At 69.2% G+C, this 19,724-nt stretch carries 15 protein-coding genes and 3 pseudogenes; 7 read left to right on the top strand and 11 right to left on the bottom strand.

Features of this window, described 5'->3' with window-relative positions; all coding sequences use genetic code 11:
• Positions 1 to 21: 21 nt before the first annotated feature.
• From IEZ19_RS35540 to IEZ19_RS35515, 6 genes are all read right to left on the bottom strand, one after another.
• Positions 22 to 1,386: an MmgE/PrpD family protein gene (locus tag IEZ19_RS35540; protein WP_189315512.1), complete on the bottom strand. Its 1,365-nt coding sequence runs from the start codon at positions 1,384 to 1,386 to the stop codon at positions 22 to 24.
• Positions 1,383 to 2,084, bottom strand: coding sequence for an ABC transporter ATP-binding protein (locus IEZ19_RS35535; protein ID WP_189315511.1), 702 nt, complete (start codon positions 2,082 to 2,084; stop codon positions 1,383 to 1,385). The genes IEZ19_RS35540 and IEZ19_RS35535 overlap by 4 nt, the downstream gene beginning before the upstream one ends.
• Positions 2,077 to 2,826 carry an ABC transporter ATP-binding protein gene (locus IEZ19_RS35530; protein ID WP_189315510.1) on the bottom strand — a complete coding sequence of 250 codons (750 nt, stop codon included), beginning with the start codon at positions 2,824 to 2,826 and terminating at the stop codon, positions 2,077 to 2,079. The genes IEZ19_RS35535 and IEZ19_RS35530 overlap by 8 nt, the downstream gene beginning before the upstream one ends.
• Positions 2,823 to 3,869: a branched-chain amino acid ABC transporter permease gene (locus IEZ19_RS35525; RefSeq protein ID WP_189315509.1), complete on the bottom strand. Its 1,047-nt coding sequence runs from the start codon at positions 3,867 to 3,869 to the stop codon at positions 2,823 to 2,825. The genes IEZ19_RS35530 and IEZ19_RS35525 overlap by 4 nt, the downstream gene beginning before the upstream one ends.
• Positions 3,866 to 4,792: a branched-chain amino acid ABC transporter permease gene (locus IEZ19_RS35520; RefSeq protein ID WP_229841212.1), complete on the bottom strand. Its 927-nt coding sequence runs from the start codon at positions 4,790 to 4,792 to the stop codon at positions 3,866 to 3,868. The genes IEZ19_RS35525 and IEZ19_RS35520 overlap by 4 nt, the downstream gene beginning before the upstream one ends.
• Positions 4,793 to 4,887: 95 nt before the next feature.
• On the bottom strand, positions 4,888 to 6,123 hold the full coding sequence (locus tag IEZ19_RS35515) for an ABC transporter substrate-binding protein (RefSeq protein ID WP_189315508.1): 1,236 nt from the start codon (positions 6,121 to 6,123) through the stop codon (positions 4,888 to 4,890).
• A 345-nt stretch (positions 6,124 to 6,468) separates the two neighbouring features.
• Between IEZ19_RS35515 and IEZ19_RS35510 the strand changes: the two genes are divergently transcribed.
• The 3 genes from IEZ19_RS35510 to IEZ19_RS35500 all read left to right on the top strand — a co-directional run bounded on the left by IEZ19_RS35510 (position 6,469) and on the right by IEZ19_RS35500 (position 9,701).
• The gene (locus IEZ19_RS35510) at positions 6,469 to 7,866 is read left to right on the top strand and encodes an MmgE/PrpD family protein (RefSeq protein WP_189315507.1); all 1,398 of its coding nucleotides are present in this window, start codon (positions 6,469 to 6,471) and stop codon (positions 7,864 to 7,866) included.
• A gap of 190 nt (positions 7,867 to 8,056) precedes the next feature.
• Positions 8,057 to 8,827, top strand: coding sequence for an IclR family transcriptional regulator (locus IEZ19_RS35505; RefSeq protein WP_189315506.1), 771 nt, complete (start codon positions 8,057 to 8,059; stop codon positions 8,825 to 8,827).
• Between the two features lie 34 nt (positions 8,828 to 8,861).
• Positions 8,862 to 9,701: an HpcH/HpaI aldolase/citrate lyase family protein gene (locus IEZ19_RS35500; RefSeq protein ID WP_189315505.1), complete on the top strand. Its 840-nt coding sequence runs from the start codon at positions 8,862 to 8,864 to the stop codon at positions 9,699 to 9,701.
• A gap of 66 nt (positions 9,702 to 9,767) precedes the next feature.
• Here IEZ19_RS35500 and IEZ19_RS35495 read toward each other — a convergent pair whose 3' ends face one another.
• The 4 genes from IEZ19_RS35495 to IEZ19_RS35480 are packed head-to-tail and all read right to left on the bottom strand — an operon-like array spanning position 9,768 to position 14,698.
• The gene (locus tag IEZ19_RS35495) at positions 9,768 to 11,237 is read right to left on the bottom strand and encodes a dihydroorotase (protein ID WP_189315504.1); all 1,470 of its coding nucleotides are present in this window, start codon (positions 11,235 to 11,237) and stop codon (positions 9,768 to 9,770) included.
• Positions 11,238 to 11,280: 43 nt separating this feature from the next.
• Entirely contained in the window at positions 11,281 to 12,696 is a 1,416-nt protein-coding gene (locus IEZ19_RS35490; protein WP_189315503.1) for an MmgE/PrpD family protein, read from the bottom strand.
• Positions 12,693 to 13,505, bottom strand: a complete 813-nt coding sequence (locus tag IEZ19_RS35485) for a cyclase family protein (RefSeq protein WP_189315502.1) — start codon at positions 13,503 to 13,505, stop codon at positions 12,693 to 12,695. The genes IEZ19_RS35490 and IEZ19_RS35485 overlap by 4 nt, the downstream gene beginning before the upstream one ends.
• The gene (locus IEZ19_RS35480; protein ID WP_189315501.1) at positions 13,502 to 14,698 is read right to left on the bottom strand and encodes a CaiB/BaiF CoA transferase family protein; all 1,197 of its coding nucleotides are present in this window, start codon (positions 14,696 to 14,698) and stop codon (positions 13,502 to 13,504) included. Before IEZ19_RS35480 ends, IEZ19_RS35485 begins: the two co-directional genes overlap by 4 nt.
• Positions 14,699 to 14,883: 185 nt before the next feature.
• Here IEZ19_RS35480 and IEZ19_RS53760 point away from each other — a divergent pair.
• From IEZ19_RS53760 to IEZ19_RS51390, 4 genes and pseudogenes are all read left to right on the top strand, one after another.
• Positions 14,884 to 15,174: pseudogene (locus tag IEZ19_RS53760) on the top strand (hypothetical protein); the annotation flags it as partial.
• 143 nt (positions 15,175 to 15,317) lie between these two features.
• Positions 15,318 to 15,551, top strand: a pseudogene (locus IEZ19_RS53755) (transposase); the annotation flags it as partial.
• A 990-nt stretch (positions 15,552 to 16,541) separates the two neighbouring features.
• Positions 16,542 to 16,709: a hypothetical protein gene (locus tag IEZ19_RS35470; protein ID WP_189315499.1), complete on the top strand. Its 168-nt coding sequence runs from the start codon at positions 16,542 to 16,544 to the stop codon at positions 16,707 to 16,709.
• A 1,370-nt stretch (positions 16,710 to 18,079) separates the two neighbouring features.
• Complete coding sequence (locus IEZ19_RS51390) at positions 18,080 to 18,244, top strand: FtsK/SpoIIIE domain-containing protein (RefSeq protein WP_229841211.1); 165 nt, start codon at positions 18,080 to 18,082, stop codon at positions 18,242 to 18,244.
• A gap of 260 nt (positions 18,245 to 18,504) precedes the next feature.
• On the opposite strand, the pseudogene snpA reads toward IEZ19_RS51390, so the two are convergent.
• A pseudogene (snpA, locus tag IEZ19_RS35460) lies at positions 18,505 to 19,158 on the bottom strand (snapalysin); the annotation flags it as partial.
• Positions 19,159 to 19,724 lie beyond the last annotated feature (566 nt).

Raw genomic sequence — 19,724 nt, 5'->3', positions numbered from 1 at the left:
GGTGGGTGATGAGTCGGAATCTCAAGCTGGTGTGAGGCTGCGCAGGACGTCGCGGGCGCTCCGTGCCTGCGGCAGTGCGGCCGCGCAGTCGACGACACGGTCCACCGTTTCGGGGTCGCCGAGCAGGTCGGCGAGCAGCGCGACGGTCCGCTCGTGGTCGAAGGGCTCGTGGGCGGCGTCGCCGATCGGGTTCGCGACCTCGTGCCGCAGCACGCGACCGTCGGCGAGGAACAGCTCGACGGCCGCGCCGCGCGCGTGCGGCAGCCGGGCGTCGAACTCCTCCCCCGTGGTCACCTCGACTCGGCCGGCGAGGGCCTCGAAGGCCGCCTCACGCGAGACGTCGAAGCCGCCGGGAGCGACCCGCCCGTGCAGGAGAGCCGTCGTGACGACGTACGGGATGGAGAACATGGCGGCGAGGCGGTTGCTGAAGGTGGTGCGGTTGAGCGCCGCCGCCATGGAGTACGTCGTCACCCGCACACCCGTCACGTCGGCGGTGCCGAGTCCCTCCGCCGCGAGGTACTCGCGGAGCACCAGGGTCGCGTCGGCGCTGGGGTGGGTGAAGGCGCAGGAGGCGTGTCGCTTGAAGTAGCCGAGCTCGATGTCCCACCGCCGGCCGAGGTCTTCGACCAGCGCGCCCGGGTCGAAGGAGCCAAGCAGGTCGCCGAGGCTGTGCGCGGCGATGCCGGTGGGGTGGGCGACGCCGGCCTGGGCGAGCCTGGCGGCGGCGAGGCCGGCCAGGTTGCAGGCACCCATCCACTCGTTACGGACCGGGTTGCCGTCGAACGCTGCGGAGAAGTGCCCGGCGATCGGCATGCCGCTGGCCGTGTCGACCGCGGCGGCGATCTTGTCGGCGCCGAGGCCGAGCAGGCGGGCGCAGCCGGCCGCGGCGCCGGTGACGCCCCAGTTGCCGTGCGGGTGCACGCCGGGCCGGGCCCGGCTGGCACGGCCGTAGCGGGCGGCGACCTCGTAGGCGACCACCAGCGCGGCCGCGGTGGTCGGGCCATCGGTGTCGAGCGCCGCGGCGAGCGCGAGCACGGCCGGGAAGCCGTGCGCGGCCGGGTGGCCGGCGGCGAACTTGTTGCCCTCGTCCATCTCCAGGCTGACCAGCGCGGTGGCGTTGAGCCAGGCGGCGGTCTCGACGGTTGACTCGACGCCGGTGCCGAAGACCGGCACCGGGCCCGGCGAGGGCGCCCAGGCTCGGACCAGGGGGGCCCGCTCGGGCAGCCGCGCCCCGAGCAGGGTGACGCCGAGGGTGTCGAGCAGCACGAGACGGAGCCGCTCCTGGACAGCAGGGGGTACGTCGTCCCAGGTCAGCGTCGCCGACCAGTCGGCGAGCCGGTTCAGCGCTGCCAGAGCAGCGCCCTGGGGAGTGTCGTTCTCGCTCACAGTCCCAGGTACGCCTTCTTGACTCGTTCGTCGCCGGCGAGCTCCGGTCCGGAGCCCTCGAGCGCGACGGTGCCGCTCTCCAGCACGTAGGCGCGGTCGGCGATGGCGAGCGCCTGTGCGGCGTTCTGCTCGACGAGCAGCACCGAGACGCCGCTGTCGCGGATCTCTTGGGCGGCCTTGAGCACGTCCCAGGTCAGCTTCGGCGACAGGCCGGTGGACGGCTCGTCGAGCATGAGCAGGCGCGGCTTGGCCATCAGGGCGCGGCCGATGGCGAGCATCTGCTGCTGACCGCCGCTCATGGTCTGCGCTGCCTGGCGGCGCCGCTCCCGCAGGATCGGGAAGAGCTCGAAGACCCGCTCAAGCTCGGCGGCGGCCCCGGACGAGCTTCGCGTCCAGGCGCCGAGGATGAGGTTCTCCTCCACCGTCATCGGGCCGAAGAGGTCGCGGTCCTCCGAGACCTGCACGATCCCGTGCCGCACGATCTGGTGCGGTCGCAGGCCGGTCAGCTTCTCGCCGTCGTACCTCACCTGGCCCGACAGCGCGTCGATCAGCCCGCTGATCACGCGCAGTGTGGTGGTCTTCCCGGCGCCGTTGGCGCCGACGACGGAGACGAGTTCGCCCTCGCCGACGTGGAAGCTCATGTCGTGCAGGATCTGCAGCTTCCCGTATCCGGCAGCGATGTTGTCGACCTCAAGCACCGGTCAGCTCCTGTCCCAGATAGGCCTCCACGACCCGCGGATCGGCGACCACCTCGGTGGGCTCGCCGGAGGCGATCACCCGGCCACGGTCGAAGACGACGACGGTGTCGGAGAGCTTCATGACGGCCTGCATGATGTGCTCGACGAAGACGAGGGTCAGCCCCTCGGCCTCGCGCAGGCGGGCGAGCAGGTCGACGACGGGGGCGCGCTCGGCGGGGACCAGGCCTGCCAAGACCTCGTCGAGCAGCAGGATCCGGGGCCGGATGGCGAGCACCCGGGCCAGCTCCAGCCGCTTGAGCGCGGCGGTGTGCAGCGAGTCGGAGGTCGCGTCGGCCCAGGCCGCCATGCCGGTGGCGTCGATGACCTCGTCGGCGGCCAGGCGGGCGTCCTTGTGGCTGCCGCCGCGGGTCAGGGCCGCGGCGACGACGTTCTCCCGCGCCGTCATGGACCCGAACGGCCGCATCAGCTGGAAGGTCCGTGCCATGCCGGCGTGGGCGATCCGGTGTGGCGGCAGTCCGGTGACGTCCTTGCCGAAGAGCCGCACGTGCCCGCTGTCCGGCCGCAGCGCACCGGCGACGACGTTGAAGAACGTCGTCTTCCCGGCTCCGTTCGGGCCGATGATGCCGACGATCGACCCCTCGGGGACGTCGAGGTCGACGTCGGCGAGGGCGTGCACGCCGTTGAACGACTTGCTGACGCCGCGGACTTCGAGGACGTTGCCGCTGGGGTTCGAGGTGCTCATCGGCGCTTCCACCATTCCTGGATCGATCCGACGATGCCCTTGGGCAGAACCAGTGCGATCACGATCAGCAAGATCGCGTAGAGGACGACGTCCAGCCCGCTGCGGCCGGTGAGGAAGTCCAGGAACGCGGGCGGGGTGCGCAGCCAGGTGACCGTCAGGTCCGCCAGCGGGCCGAGGATCAGGGCGCCGACGAGCGGGCCCCACGGCGTCGCGACGCCGCCGATGACGGCGGGCGCGATGGCCTGCACCGACTGGGCCGAACCGAAGGCGGTGTCGGGGTCGACGAACGTGTAGTACTGGGCGTAGAACATGCCGGCCGCGGCGGTTATCGCCGCCGAGAGCGCCATCGTGGTCAGCCTGACCCGCATGACGCTGATGCCGAGCGCGTCGGCCGCATCCTCGTTGTCGCGGATCGCCACCGTGTAGATGCCCGAGCGCGAGCGCAGGTAGAGCAGGGTGACGACCATGCAGACCACGACCATCGCGAGCCCGATGTAGAAGTACTCGGCCGCGTTGGCGCCGAACTGCAGCATGGTCCACGACGATTCCGGCAGCAGCGGCACGTGATAGCCCGTGGTGCCGTTGACCCACTTGGTGTTGGTGGCCAGCAGGCGCAGCATCTCGGCGATGGCGAAGGTCCCCAGCGCGAAGTAGGCGCTGCGCAGCTTGTAACGGAAGGCGACATAGCCGATGCCGGCTGCGACCAGCGCGGCCAGCGCGGCCCCGACCACCAGGGCCAGCCAGGGCGACCAGCCGAAGGTGACCAGTAGATAGGTGTCGGTGTACGCGCCGATGCCGAAGTAGGCGGCGTGGCCGAAGCTGAACATGCCGCCGTAGCCGCTCATCAGGTTCCAGCCGATGGCCATCATGGCGAAGATCAGCACGCGGATGGCGATGGACTGGCGCGACTCGGGGAGCACGAAGGGGGCGCAGGCGGCCACCGCCGCAATGGCGACCAGGATGAGCAGCGAGCGCTTCAGCGACTGCGCGCGTTCCCGCGTCGGTGCCGGGGTAGGTGCGGGTGGTGCGGTGGTCGTGGTCATGGTGCCTTCGCTCCGAAGATGCCCTGCGGCCGGATCAGGAGGATGAGCAGGAAGAGGATGAAGACGCCGAGCAGCGGGCTCTGTCCGGCGATCGCGACCCCGCCGAGCTGCTCGACCAGGCCGACGATCAGGCCGCTGACGAGGGCGCCGGTCACGTTGCCGAGGCCGCCCATCACGACGACCACGAAGGCGAGGATGTTGAACTGGTCTCCCGCGGTCGGGGTGATGGTGGTGAACGGCGCGATGAGCATCCCGGCCGCTCCGGCGCAGGCGGTGCCGAGGCCGAAGGTGACGACATAGACGAGCCGTACGTCGATCCCGACCAGCCCGGCACCCTGCCGGCTCGCGGCGACGGCGCGAATGGCCCGCCCGAACGAGGTGCGCTCGAGCAGGACGTAGAGCAGCACCGCCAGCACGAGGGCGGCGCCGAAGGCGATCACCCGGGAGAGGTTGGCGACGGCTCCGAAGACGTGCACGCCCGGGTCGCTGGTGAGGTTCGCCGAGAGTGGGTCGCCGCCGAAGGCCAGCAGCAGGACGTTGCTGATCAGCAGGGAGAGGCCGAGCGTGATGAGCAGCTGCCGCTCCAGGCTGCCGCCTATGGTGCGGTTGAGCAGCAGCAACTGGATGAGTGCCCCGAGGACGAAGAGTCCGACGATCGCGACCGGAAGCGCGATGTAGGGGTTGAGGCCGGTCTGATGGGCGACCTCGTAGGTGACGAAGAGGCCGACGCCGAGGAACGCACCGTGCGCGAAGTTGACGATGTCGAGCACGCCGAAGATCAGGGAAAGACCCATCGCGAGCAGGCTGTAGACGCCGCCCGCGATCAGACCGGTGAGGAGGGCCTGGCCCGTGATGGCCGTACTGCCGGAGCGCAGCAGTGCTGCCACGGTGAGGCCGATCAGCAGCGCGAAGGTCACCGTCACCGGCGAGCGGCCCAGCGCCGCTCGCCGGCTCGTCCCGCCCCGAGAGATGGTCCCGCCCTCAGACGGGACCGCCTCTTCGGACGTCGTGCGGGCGGTCACTGGACCGGGGCCGGGTAGACAATGGTCTTGGCGGCGAGGTTGTCCGGGTAGACCACGGACGGGGCGCCGTCCTGGATCTGTGTCAGGACCGGCAGGCCGGCGGTGTTCTCCCCCTTCTCGTCGAAGGTCACCGGACCGTTCGAGAGCGACAGCGGATTCAGGTCGGTCTTGGCGATCGCGTCGCGGATCTTCCCGGGGTCTTTCGAGCCGGCGCGCTCCAACGCCGCCGCGATGATGCGGACCGAGTCGTAGGCGAAGCCGGCACTCGCGCGGGCCTTGTCGTGATACGCCGCCTGGTAGAGGTCGGCGAAGGCCTTCGCCTCGGCACTCTTGTCGTTCAGGTGGTAATTCACGTCGAAGTAGCCGTTCGCGGCGGACCCGGCGTCGGTCGGGAACTGCGGCTGGTCGAAGGCGCCGTCGGCAGCACCGATGACGGCGTCGAGCTTCGGCTTGACGGTCTGGACCGCCTTCGCTGCGAGCACACCGTCGCGGTAGTAGCCGGAGACCACCAGGATGTTCGCGCCGCTCGCCTTGACCTTTGCGATCTGCGTGGTCAGGTCGGACACGCTGGCGGCGTCATAGGTGATCTCCGGGCCCATCGCCAGACCGAGCTTCTGGGCCTCGCTCTTGAAGGCCGTGTAGACGCCGGTGCCGAAGGCGGTCGCCTCGTGGAGGTAGGCGATCTTGGTGACGGGGCGGCCCTTGGATTTGGTGATGTCCTTGATGTATTGGGCAGCGGTGGCCCCGAACCTGGAGTTCTGCGGCTGCAGGCGGAACGAGTACCGGTAGCCGTGCGAGAGGATCGCGTCGTCACCGGAGATGTCCATGACGAACGGCACCTTGTTGCGCTCGGCCACCGCGGCGATGTTCGCGCTCACCGCACTCTGGTAGCTGCCGACCAGCGCCACGGCACCGTCGCTCACGAGTCGCTGGGCCTCGCTCTGGCCGGTGTCCGGTGTCCCCTTGGTGTCACCCGCGTCCAGCTCGAGCTTCGCGCCACCGAGGGCTTTGATTCCGCCGGCGTCGTTGATCTTCTTGACGGCCAGCTCGGCGCCGTGCTGTAGCTGGGCACCATCGCCCGCATTGGAGCCCGTCATCGGGTGGAGGGTGCCGATCTTGATGACCTTGGAATCACCACTCGATCCGCTGGCACCACCTTGACCGCACCCGGAAACGAGGGCGACACCCGCGCCGACCGCGGCGATCACACTCACGAAGTTTCTTGCTCGCATCCTGATTGGCTCCTGATCTTTGATGCCAGGACTAGTGAGTGATCGTTCCGGCTATGGGAACGCCCTCGTCGATTGATGGCGACTGTGACATGTGCTCCGACTCACGTCAATGGTCTTGGGCAAGATCCATGCAAGCCCAGTTCCGCACGAAAAGCTGCAGAAATACACGGTCAGGCGCTCGCCGAGGCACCTGGGCGCAGATCATTGACGTCTCGCTCCCCTGGCCGGATGATTGTTCCGTCTACAGAAACGCACTTGGGGCCGACCAGGGTGTTCGGCCAGTTCTCAGGACGCCCCGGCAGCTCCTGCCGCCCCGACCGCACCCCGGATCCGAGGAGGACTTCAATGGTCACGGCCGAACGCGGCGCCGCGCCGCCCGTGACCGGTCTCACCGGCCGGCTCGGCGCGTTCGCGGCCCGGATCCAGCTGCCGGGCGCTCCCGAGGCCGTACGGCAGCGACTGGAGGCCCTGGTCGCCGACGTGATCGCCACCGGCGTCTCGGGGCTGGCCCGCCCGGACGTGGCGAAGCTCCACGCCGCTTTCGCCGTCGGTGACGGCCCGAGCACAGTGGTCGGCCGCCGGTCGGGGATGCCGCCGGCGAGCGCGGCCTTCCTCAATGCGATGCCGGTCGCCCGCGAGCAGTTGCAGGACGGGCACCGGCGTGCCCGGGGCCATCCGGCCTCACACGTCGTGCCCGCCGTATTCGCCGTCGCCGAGGCGGCCGGCGCGGGCGGTCCCGCCACGCTCTCAGCCATGCTCGCCGGCTACGAGACCGGCGTGCGCATCGGCCTGGCCATGGACGGTACGCCGGCCGGCGTCCACGACATCGGGACCTGGGCCACCCTCGGAGCGGCCGCGGGCGTCGCCCACCTGCTCACCGACGGCGACCCGGACGCGATCGCCGCCGCGGTGGAACTGGCCGCCGCGCTGCCGTCCGTACCCGACGCGTGGGGGGTCTTCGACGGCTGGACCAGCCAGCACCTCTACCTCGCCTCGGCGGCGCAGGCCGCCGTGGTGCACGGCCAAGCGGCCGCCGCCGGCGCCCGGGCCACGCCCGGCACCCTGGAGCGGCACTTCGCGAAGTGGGTCGCCGCGGACCCGGCCGGCTTCACCGACCGGCTCACCTCGCTGCTCGAGCCGGGCACGTGGATGACGCTCGACGGCTACCTCAAGCGCCACCCGACCTGCGCCCTGCTGCACGGCGTCAACGACGCTGTCGAGGACCTCGTCGGGTCCGGGCCGTTCGGGCCCGGCGACATCGGCGATGTCCGGGTCGACACCTACCGGGCCGCGGCAGCTTTCGCCGCCCCCGAGCCGCGCAACGAGCTGGCCGCCCGCTTCAGCATCCCCTGGACGGTCGCCGCCGGGCTGACCCTCGGCACCCTGCGCAACGGCGCGCTCGAGCCCGACACCCTGGCCGACACCGCCCTGCGCGCGCTCGCGAGCCGGGTCGAGGTGCGCCACGACCCAGCGCTCGACGCCGGCTACCCGGCCGGCCGGCCGGCGGTGGTGACGGTGGAGCTCACCGACGGCACCGTCCTCAGCACCAGCGTCCACGGCGTGCCCCGCGGCGACGGGCCCGACGGCCTCGACGACGAAGTGGTCACCGGTAAGGCGGCGATCCTGCTGACTGCCGTGGTCGGCGAGCAGCGATCCCGTGACGTGCTCGCGGCCGTGGCCGGCCTCGGCGAACAGGGCCCCGAGCCGCTCGGCGCGATCCTGCGCGGCCTGGAGGTGGGATGACCATCCCCACCGCGACGCAGGCGTTCCGATGGGCGGACTCGGGAGGCGGCGCATGCGCCGCGCGCACCCGCGAACGCTCGTCGTACGGCGGGAACTGTTCCGCTGACGTGGGCGTTCACCTGAAGCCCTGGCACACAACACCGATGCCGTATTTTTCGTCGAGCGAAACGGCGCAACCCGAGGAGGACCCGTGGCACCAGCACCGGTGATCGGCGAGACCCCCGGGGGCACGGAAGCCGCTGACCGGGTGGCCGACGTCCTGCTGCTCTTCGCCCGGTCCGACAGCCCGCTGGGCGTCTCCAAGATCGCGCGCACGCTGTCGCTGAGCAAGGCGGTCGTCCACCGGATCCTGCAGTCGCTGGTCTCCCGGTCCCTGGTCCAAGTGGTACCCGGCGGGTCGGTGTACGTGCTCGGGCCAGCGGCGCTGGGGCTGTCGGCGCGGGCTTGGAGCCAGGTCGACGTGCGCTCGATCGCGTCACCGATCCTTCGCCACCTCCGGGACGTCACGCAGGAGACGACGACCCTGTCGGTGCTCGTCGGCAACGAGCGCATCTATCTCGACCAGTTCGAGTCGCCGCAGGAGGTGAAGATGGTCATCGAGATCGGTCCGCGATATCCGCTCCACTCCGGGGCGTCGAGCCGGGCCATCCTGGCGTTCCTTCCGTCCACCTTCGCCGACGACGCGGTCCGCCAGCTGCGGGTCGCGCGGCCGGACTTCGACGAGCAGGCCTATCGCGAGGCGCTCGACCTCGTCCGCAAGCGCGGCTACGCCACCTCCCTCAACGAGCGCAACACGGGCGCTGCTTCCATCGCCGCCCCGTTCTTCGACTCGGCCGACAACGTCATGGGCTCGATCAGCTCCTCCGGCCCCGCGTTCCGCTATGCCATCGAGGACCACGAGGAGCACGCGGCCCTCGTGCTCGACGCAGCCCGCGCGATCACCCAGTTGCTGCACGGCTGAGCCCCGCCCCACTGCCCCACCACCGGGAGAGACCTTGCTGCCCCGTTCCTTCCTCTACGTCCCCGCGTCGCGCCCTGATCTGTTCGCCAAGGCTGCGGGCGGCCAGGCGGACGCGATGGTCCTCGACCTCGAGGACGCGGTCCCGGCGGCGGAGAAGGGCACCGCGCGGGGCGCCGTCACGGCCTGGCTGGAGGGGCCACGCCCTGTCGGCACGCAGACGTGGGTCCGCGTCGACGCGATCGGGCTCGCCGACGACCTCGACGCCGTCGTACGTCCCGGCCTCGACGGTCTCCTGTTGGCCAAGTGCTCCCCCGCCTCGCTCGGCGAGCTGGCCGAGACGCTCGCGCGACACGAGGCGGCCCGGGGCCTCGGACCGGTGCCGGTCGTCGGTCTTGTCGAGGACGCCGGCTCGCTGCTGGCGCTCCCCGAGCTCGCCGCCCACGAGCGTCTCACCACGCTCGGCATCGGCGAGGTGGACCTGCTCGGCGACCTGCGGATCGCGCGGAAGGCCGGGACGGCGAACGCCATCACCACCCTGCGACTCCAGGTGGTCCTCCACTGCGCGGCCGCCGGGCTGCCGGCACCGGTAGCCCCGACGTCGACCGACTTCCGCGATCTCGATGCCTTCCGCCGTACGACGCGCGAGCTGGTCGACCTCGGCTTTCGCTCGCGCACGGCCATCCACCCGGCGCAGGTGCCGGTGATCCATGAGGTCCTGACGCCGGGTAAGGACGAGGTGGCCGCCGCGCGCGACGTGCTCGATCGGTTCGTCGAAGCGGCTGGTGGGGTGACCCTCGACGCCGCCGGCCGGCTCATCGACGCCGCGGTCATCCGCGCCGCGCAGGAGACGCTGGCTCGCCATCGTTCGGCGTGACAGACGCGACGGGGGTGCAGCCGGCCCGGCTGCACCCCCGTCGCGACGGACTCTCGCCGTCGGCCCTCAGGCCTGGCCGGAGCGCCGGACGAACTTGCCCTGCGGAGCTCCGACGATCTTCTCGTCACGTAGCGCAGCAGTGCCGCGGACATAGGTGTCGGTGACCTTCGCGGTCAGCTGGAAGCCCTCGAAGGGCGTGTACTCCTGGCTGGACAGCGAGTCCTCGGCGTGGACCGTGTAGTCGACGGTGTCGTCGAGGAGGCAGAAGTCGGCGTCGTACCCGACCACAACGTCGCCCTTGCCCGCCAGGCCGAAGCGCTCGGCCGGGTTCTTGGCGACGAGCTGAGCGATCTGCGGGTAGGAGAGTCCGCGCTTGCGGCCCTCGCTCACCAGACCCGGCAGGAGGTACTCCGTGCCGCCGAAGCCCGACTTGGCCAGGAAGACGTCCTCGCGCGGGTCGCCGAACTTCGTCTCGTCGCGGCAGCAGGCGTGATCGGAGGTGACCCACGAGAAGTTGCCGGCCAGGACGTGCTCCCACAGCGCCTCGACATCCTCACGCGAGCGCAGCGGCGGGTTGACCTTGCCACCGAGGTTGGCGGAGGTGAAGTCGGCGAGCAGGTGGCCGACGGTGACCTCGCGGCGGAAGTCGATGTGCGGGAAGGTCTGCTGCATCAGCATCGCGGCTTCGATCGCCTTGCGCGAGGTGAGGTGCAGCAGGTTGATCTTCGGCAGCTCGGTCTCGTGAGCGAGGTAGGAGGCGATGGTGATCGCCAGGCCCTCCGAGTGCGGCGGCCGGGACGCACTGTAGGCCTCGAGGCCGGTCAGCTTGCCCTCCTGCTCGACCAGCTTGGTGTAGGCGCGCATGATCTCCGCCGTCTCGCAGTGCAGGGACAGCGAGATGTGCTCGGCGTCGGCGGCGAACCGCGGGTCCCGACGGGCCTTCTCGATCCCGCGCATCACGAACTCGAAGTGCGCCAGGTCGTAGGACTGATCCCCGGGGATCATCAGGAAGGAGCTCTGGTCGCTGGAGCGCCCGTGTAGACCGTGGCTGCCGTAGAACATGAAGACCTTGAACGACGGGACGCCGAAGTCGCCGATGAGATCCGGGATCTCGTCGATGTGCTCCTTGAGTATCGGCGCGACGTGGAAGGCGTAGTCGACGTAGGAGCGGCCCTCGGCGGCGGCGAGGATGTCCGGGAACACCTCGCGGTAGGGGCCGGTCCGGTTCATGTAGTAGGCACCGGTGCGGATGTAGGTGATGCCGGTCGTGACACCACCTTGGGCCGAGGCCCTGCTCTCGGTGTCGGCGTCGTCGCTCAGCGTGTTGTAGATGCCCCAGTGCTGGTGCACGTCGACCACCCCGGGGAACAGGTGCTTGCCGTCGGCGTCGAGTACCTCGGCGCCGCGCTCGGCGTCGATGCTCGGCTCGATGGCGACGAACTTGCCGTCCTTGACGGCGACGTCGAGACGCTCGGGGGCAGCGCTCGCCGGACGCACCACCCGGGCGTTGCGGATCACCAGGTCGAATTCAGCCATTTCCCTCATCCTTGCAGTCAGTCCCGCCACTGGAGCGGTGTCGTCAGGCGTCGATCTCGGTCAGCGGGGCGAGCAGACCCCCGAGGTCGGCACAGTTCTCGAGCTCACGGCATGCCGCCGCCAGCCCGTCCACCTGCTCAGCCGCCAGCACACGGCCGGCGTTGTCCTGAAACTTCGCGGCCAGCTCCTCGAACAACAGCGGCCGCTGCGGTCCGCCGCGGTTGGTGAGGACCTCGGTCACGATCTCGCGACCGTCGATCAGGCGTGCAGTGAGCACCGCCGGGAACTGGTGCGGGAAGATCTTCGTGCACCGCTCGTCGGCCACCACGTCGACCTTCGCCATCAGGGCCCGGCGCCGCGGGTCGCAGGCCAGCTCGTCGGTGTAGTCGTCCAGCCCGGCACCGAGCCCGGAGCCGCCGAGCAGTCCGAGGACGACGGCGTACGGGCCGCTGAACTGGGCCATGTAGCCGGTCTGCGGGGCCCGCTTCACCTCGATCGGTTCACCGACGGTGCGCAGGTTCTGCGCCGGTACGCCGAGGACCAGCGACTCGATGTCGTCGGGAGTGACGCCGTCGGCGCGCATCTGCGCGGCGGCATCGACGGCCGCGTGGGTGAAGTGGTTGGCCGGGTAGGGCTTGAAGAAGATGCCCGGGACCGACCAGTCGGTGCCGAGCCCTTCGACGATCGCGCTCGGGTCGAAGGTGCCGTGCAGCCAGGCCTGGAAGAAGCCGAACCGGCCCTCGAGCACGGTCGGCGGCCCGGTCAGGCCGAGACCGACGAGCTCGGCGGCCGAGACCGCCGCGTGGGCCGCCCAGCCGCAATGGATCCGCTTGACGGTGCCGCCGGTACGGTTGGCCTCGATGATCCCCGAGGCGAGCGACGCGGTCACACCGAGGGCGTCCACGACCGCCGCGGAATCGCCGCCGGCCAGCACCGTCGCCGCGACCGACGCGCCCATCGCGCCACAGATCGAGGTGGCGTGCTGACCGTGCTCGAAGAACACCGAGTTGTTGCTCTCCTGGTCATAGCCGGCCATACCCAGCCGCACGCAGGTCTCGATGCCCAGCGCGATCGCCCGGATGACCTCCCGACCACCCGCACCGACCCGCTCGGCCGCGGCCAGAGCCGCCGGCACCACCGACGCGCTCGGGTGGAGCACCGACGGCAGGTGGGTGTCGTCGTAGTCGAGGGAGTGAGCGAGCACGCCGTTGACGAAGGCGGCAAGGTTCCCCGGCAGGCGCTGGGGTACGCCGACCGCGGTTGCCACCCCGGTGCCACCCTGTGTGCGGGCCCACTCACGGGCGGCCCGGCTGGTCTCCAGCGTGCTGGCCGCGGCGGCGATGCCCAGCGTGTCGAGCACGCGCATCTTCACGCTCTCGACGACGGCGGCCGGCAGGTCGTCGTACGACGTCTTCGCGGCGAAGTCGCCGAGCTGCTGAGCGAGCGTGGACTCCCTCACCGGGCTCGCACCGCCAGCGGCCGGACCGGCGAACCGGTCGCGCCGTAGATGTTCATCGGCACCAGCACGAGCGTGAACTCGCCCCAGCCGCGCGCACCCAGCTCCTCGAGATCGAGCGCCTCGATGATGTAGATGCCGCTCTCGACCAGCAGCACCCGGTGGGCAGGCAGCAGCGCATGCCCACCTCCGGGGGCGAGCCGCTCGAAGGCGATCGTGTCGGCGCCGGCCGCGTGGATCCCGCGCTCGGCGAGCCACCGGGCACCCGTCTCGCCGACGCCGGGAACGCCGGTCGGGCCGCCGACGTAGGCGGCGCCCTCGGCGAACTTCGAGCCCCAGCCGCTGCGGATCAGGACGACGTCACCCTGGCCGACCTCGACGCCGGCCGCTGCGGCGGCCGCCTCCAGTTCCTCGACGGTGATCTCGTAGCCTCCCTCGAGACAGGCCACGCCGTGCTGTCCGGCGACGTCGAGGAGCACACCGCGACGGATCATCGGGGCGATGGTGTGGACGCCGAGGGCGTCGTACTTGCCGCCGACGCCGGCCTGCGCCGCGTCGACGCCGCCGAACATCAGCCCTTCGTGCGAGACATGCGCGAGGGCGTCGATGTGGGTGCCGACGTGACAGCCCATGGTGATCATGTCGTTGGCGGCACTGCCGCCGTCGGCGCGGACCATGTCGCCGTGGCGGCGCGGCAGGGTGTGCCAGAACTGCGGATGGTTCGGAGACTGCGGCATGCCGACGCGCAGCTGTCGTCCGAGGTCGACGGCGTCCACGCCCTTCTGCACGGTCCCGAGCAACGCATCGGTCATCGGATGATCCCACTCTCCTTCAGTTCGGTGATCTCGTCGGCCGAGAGGCCGACGTCCGTCAGTACGTCGTCGGTGTCGGCGCCGATGTCGCGTCCGGTGAACCGGATCGAGCCGGGCGACGCGCTCATGCGCCACATCACGTTGTGCTGCAGCAGCGGTCCGAGGTCGGGGTCGTCGACCTCCACGAGCATCCGGGCCTCGCGCACGTGCGGGTCGGCGACCAGGTCGCGGGCGTCGTACACGGGGGCGATGGCGGCGCCGGCCTCGGTGAAGGCGGTGATCACCTCGTCGCGGGTCCGCCGGCCGATCCAGCTGCCGACGTAGTCGTCGAGCAGGTCGACATGCTCAGCCCGACCTCCACCCGAGGCGAACCACGGCTCGGTGATCACCTCGGGGTGGCCGACCAGTTCGAGCACGCGCTCGGCGATTCGCTGGGCGCTGGTGGACACGGCGACCCAGTTGCCGTCGGAGGTCTGGTAGGTGTTGCGGGGCGCGTTGTTGGTCGAGCGGTTGCCGTGCCGCTGCTCCACCTCGCCGAGCTGCTGGTAGATCGTAGGGCCCGGCCCGACGGCGGCCATGATCGGCTCGAGCAGGCTCATGTCGACGATCTGCCCCTCACCCGAGCGGTCGCGGTGACGCAGCGCCATCAGGGCAGCCGAGGAGGCGGCGATGCCGCTGATGCTGTCGGCCAGGCCGAAGGCGGGCAGGGTTGGCGGTCCGTCGGCCTCACCGGTGAGCGCGGCGAACCCGCTCATGGCTTCCACGAGGGTCCCGAAGCCGGCGCGGCTGGCGTAGGGGCCGATCTGGCCGAAGCCGGTGAGTCGGACGATGACCAGGCCGGGGTTCTCCGCGAGCAAGACCTCGGGGCCGATCCCCCAGCGCTCCAGTGTGCCGGGGCGGAAGTTCTCGACGATGACGTCGGCGGTGCGGGCGAGCCTACGGAACGCCTCACCGCCACGCTCGTCCTTGAGGTCGAGGGCAACCGTCCGCTTGTTGCGGCTGATCTCCTTCCACCACAGCGAAACGCCGTCCTTGCTGCGGCCGTGGCCGCGCATGTTGTCACCGCTCTTGGGATGCTCGATTTTGATCACGTCGGCACCGAAGTCGCCGAGGATCTGGCAGCACAGCGGCCCCGCCAGGATCGTCGAGACGTCGAGCACGCGTACGCCATCGAGAGGTGCTGCTGGGGCCACACGAACCTCGTTCCGCTTAGAGAAACATCGTCACTCGGTAATGAGAGTAGCCGGAAGACGCGACGACCTGAAGTCTTCGTGACTCATCCAGCCGATTTCGTTGAACACTGGTCGCGACGGTGCCCTGCGGACAGCACATCAGGGACCCCCATGACGGAAAGTCGTTCCGTTAGGCGAAACGTCAAATGGGACGCAGTAGGGTCCATGAGCGGCGTCTGGCCTGCGTGGCGGGATCGCCATCGAAGCCACCGAAGAGAGCAGCCCGCCCTTGCGGCGTCACCAGGGCGAACGCCGCCGGCTGCGCGCACAGGCCTGGCAGATCGAGACGCCGAGTCGACGCTTCCTACGGGCCGGTCGTCCAAGCGGGCGCCGCCGAAGACCTGCTCGACCGCGATCCCTCTCAGGCGCACGCGCCGCTGCGCCAGGTTCAGGAGACCGGACGACAGGCGGTCGGCGAACTGAGTCGAATGCTGGGCCTGCTGCGCGGCCAAGCGACACGGCCCGCGCTCAAGCCGCAGCCGGGCACCGCGAACCTGGCCGAGCTCATCGAGCACATGGCCGGCGTCGGCCTGCCCGTCGAGCTCACCGTTCAGAGCCCACCCCGCCCGCTACCGCCCGGCATGGACCCTGCGACGGCAAGGGCACCACGCTGCACGTCATCACGACCGCCGCCAACGTCAACGACATCACCCAATCCCTCGACCTCGTCGACGGCATCCCGCCCGTCGCCGGACGACCCGGCCGGCCTTGGCGGCGGTCGGAGTGCCTCCTGGGCGACAAGGCGTACGACTCGAAGGCTGTGTGCGGTGAGCTGCGACGCCGCTGCATCCAGGCGGTGATCTCCCGCAAGGGCTCCCCGAACGTCAAGGGTTCTGGGCAAGCTCCGCTACGTCGTCGAGCAGACCTTCGCCCTGCTCCACCAGTTCAAACGCCTCGCGGTCCGCCGGGAACGACGTATGGAACTCCACGACGCCTTCGTCTCGTTGGCATGCAGCCTCATCTGCTGGACCCGCCTCAAGAAGACCGGATCGTGATCGCGATACGAGCTCTAAGGCACGCCCCACCAGCGCACATCCACAAGATCGTGTTACGAGCCCTAAAGGACCAAGGGCGCGCTGGGGAGTCCAATTCAAGGTTTGGCGATCTCAGAGGGTGATGATGAAGGTGTCAACATCGCCTGGCGTATCGGAGGAAGCGAAGGCAGAGGCTCTCGCCCTGCTGAATGAGCTTCACAAGCAGAAGCTCCAAGCCGAGATGAGAGTCGTTCGGGACGCGTACGCGGAGGACTAGCGACCATGTAGAACAACCGACAAAGGCCTTGCCTGCGAGTACTCACGTGGTCGGTCGAATCTCAGTGGTCGAGTCAAGTCGCCGGCCGACTCGTACGCCGCTAGATGTCGTTGAGGGTTCCCACCCCGGTGACCGGGAGGTAGCGGCTCGGGACGCCCGTCTGTGGTCATCACTGTTGCTGTAGTTCGGTGCTGTACTGCACGGCTCCGGAGGGCGCTTAAGTCTCGGAATTGTGTGCACGTCATAGGTCTGTGGTCGGCCGCTGGAACGTGGTTGGTCCACAAGTGGTCCACGGGCGTTATGTATGCGACCGCGCGGTGGCTTGCCTTTTAGATTAAACACGCGGAAGGCACGGGCGCGATGGTTCCATGATCCGTCGCCGCCGCTAGCCCCTCCGAAGCCGACGATCGCGGTACGACCTGCGAAGGGCACGGCTGCTGCCGGGATACCGGCGGCGCATTGCCCCGCTTGTGTTCACAGATTGTGTTGTTCCTGCTCACTCTCACCGCGACCGCACGTAGTAGGAAAGAAGGACACGTAGTACAAAAGAAGGATGGGAAGACAGGCGGTCGTCGTGCTCTACGTGTCCGCGCTGGTAGCCGTCGTGGTTGGCGTGGACATCCTGTTCTTCAGGCATCAGTTCTGGGCGCGTCTGATGGTGAACGTCGGAGTCGTCCTGGTGTTCGTGGCGTTCTATTTGAGGTTCCTGAAGCGTTCATGAGCGCAGCCGCCGCGATGCGGCTCACCCGGCGGTGGGTGATCAAGATTGACCGGGCCAGGTTCGGTCGGCCCTCCGAGATTCTGCAGAGCCGGCACGACCTCCGCATGTGGCGAGTGCGCCTGGGGGGAACCGTGCGCCAACCCAGCGGAGTGGAGTGTGAGGGTCACAGACAACGGAGGCGAAAGCTGGTGGGCTGTTTGCGCAGAACATGCTGCCGCCCTTCAACGGGAGGACGACGCAGACGACGGCGGTGGTCAGGGTGCAGATACAGCCCCTCCACCGGCCCGAGCGGACCCAAGAGGACCGTCAAATACAGCTTTGCGTTCCGTTGGTGTCCTTGAAGGGAGACTCCTACCGGCTCAAGAACCGCGACATCGGCCGCACACCGAGCACGGCAACCGGGTGAACAACTCAACACACGGGGTCGAAAGTCATCGACCCCAAAGGGGTCCAGGTTCGGAGACCGCCGACACCGCTGCCGTCCGCCGTCGTTGCCGTCAGTATTGCCGTCATTGCCTCGGCGCCGCTGTCGTGGGTGTCAGTCGTGGATGTCGTCGGCGGCCCGCCGGCAAAAGCACGTGTAGCCGGTTACACCACACGGATCCTCAGCCCAGTTCCGTCGCTGCCAACCGAGACGGCCTGATGCTGGGTACTGTTCGCAGCTGCTCCAGACGAAACTGACGTCCACGCACTGCGAAGTTGCCGAGCTCTCTTGAGGTAGGCGCTGACTCTCCCCTCACGAAGACTTTCATACATCCCCTTTTCAACCCCTCGGAAGATTTCGAGAGACGCGCCATTGGGGGAGTGGCATGGAATACTTGACACCGACGAACCGATGCGAATCGATGTTGGAGTCGGAACCGACTGTAAACATCTGCCAGTCCGGAGTCGGGTCGTCTATGGGTAAGCGCTGATGGTCTGCGGTTCTTGGTGTGGCGAATCTTGATGCAGAAGTATTGTCACCCGCGAATCGCAGAACAGAATGAGCGGCATTTCTTGCGAGGATGCGGAATAGCCACTTCTTCCCGTCTTCAGGCACCTGGAAGATGACAGGAAGCTCACTCAGGCTTGCTTCGTACTCTGTGTGCGCTGCCTGCAGGTCTGCTTCGATGGGCTGGAATTCTTGAGCTCCGAGAAGCTCTCTCTGTCGCGCAAAGAACTGCTCAAAGGTGGGCTTGCCCGACGTCCACTGCCTGGGTCCGGGATCCTCGGATAGCAAGGCTGCACCGGCCATGGCGGAGGACTGGCAAGTCCACGCGGTGCGGGTGGCCTCCTGGAGACCGGGGGTCGTACGGGTCGCCGCGTTGGTGGCCGACCCGTTGGCGGCTCCTCGGGTTCCGAAGCAGCGGGGACCCGGTCGCCTGCTCCGGGTGACTGTCGGAGCAGTCGAAACCAGGGCCGCGTGGGTGGTCGACCTGCGGCGCGTGTCGCACTGGCTGATCGTGGAGGCCACCCGGTCCGGCAAGTCGACGCTGATCAATGCCCTCGTGGCGGGTCTGGCTCCGCAATCCGTCGCTCTGGTCGGTATCGACTGACGGGTGCGAGTCAGTGGCGAGGGGACCGTAGCCACCCCAGCACCCGCCATCCTCGACAGCGAGCCGCTTCCCACTTGGGAACGCAATCACCTCCAGGGCGTACCGTGGAGCGGACGCCACGGACCGTGACCCGGCGTCACGGTCCGTGCCGGCGGTGCAGCGCTCGGGTCTTCAGCGGGCTGGTTCACCGTGCCTGGGGCTACGGGCGGTGCCGGCGGTGCAGCGCTCGGGTCTTCAGCGGGCTGGTTCACCGTGCCCGGGGCCTGCGCGAGTCCGGTGGCCCACAGCTGGTCGACACGCGAGCGCTCGGTGACGTTCGGGTAGCGGTTGGTGCAGGACGGGCCGGCGCTGCCGCCCGACATCAGCTCACTGCACGGCCCGCCGTAGTCGTCCGGCAGGCCCAGCACGTGCCCGGTCTCGTGGGTGACGACGCGGACCGAGTCGTACTGCTGGGTCTGGGCGTAGTCGAGGAAGACGTAGCCACTTCCGTGGCCGTTGGTGGAGGCGTGAGACCCGCGCGTGTCGTTGCCCTCGTAGTAGGAGAAGTCGGCACCGCTCGAAGCCTCCTGGAGCTTGACGTTGGACTCGGAGCTGTTCCAGATCGAGGCCGCGCTCGCTATCTGCGAACGGAAGCTCGGTGCCCGGGAGGCGTCGTAGTAGAGGGTCACCGCCTGCGCGTTGGGCTGGGCGGCGCGCTTCTCGGCGACCGACTTGAGCACAGCCTCGAAGAACGCCTTGTTGTTCGCAGCCTCCTCAACCGACCCGTCGTACCGCGCCACGGAGGTACCGGCGGCAGCGGACGGGGTAGCGGCCGTCTGGGCGCTCGCCGGCACCGCCGCGCCCAGCGCGCTGGAGGCCAGACCCAGGCCGAGAGCGAGGGCGAGGAGTCTCGCGGACATTCGGGACGACTTCATGTGGCGGGCTCCTACTCACTCGGTGACGCCGAGCGCCACAGTGCGCGGTCGACTCGGCGTGAACACCGGTTCCGAACTGCAGCGACGTCCTGTGGGTCGTCATTCTTAGAACGGCTCAACAGGGAGCGCAAAGGGTCCCGCCACTACCCGGCCTCGTAGGTCCCGGGGACCTCGCCAGGGCAGTGCACGGGCCTCCGGTCCGCACACGGCGGCAGGAGGGAAAGCTGTCGCGGCGTCAGATCCCTTACATCACGGGGCAACGGGCGTGCGGGTCGGCCGGGCGGAATCCTGGGACACGCGGCGGGATCCATATTCGGGCCAAGACGGACAAATCCATAGATGTCTGCCATGCCGCGTCTACTAAGCGCGCTGGTTGATTGGCGAAGCGCCGTGACCGACGTCACAAAATGTGGAATTCCGCTTTTTTCGCGCTCCACCGGCCTCGGGTCGCCCCTCAGGGAGTCACCCTCGGAGCTGGGCGACATCCCTCACCGCTGAGCCGCCGACAGGGCGATTGCAAAGTCGCGTTGATCTCGTGAGTGTGCAGGTCACGGCGGTGTGACGAT

It is taken from the genome of Streptomyces brasiliensis, from assembly GCF_014647875.1.
Lineage (GTDB): Bacteria > Actinomycetota > Actinomycetes > Streptomycetales > Streptomycetaceae > Streptomyces > Streptomyces brasiliensis.
The sequence above is the reverse complement of the archived record's forward strand: the minus strand, read 5'-3'. Positions and strand labels throughout refer to the sequence as shown.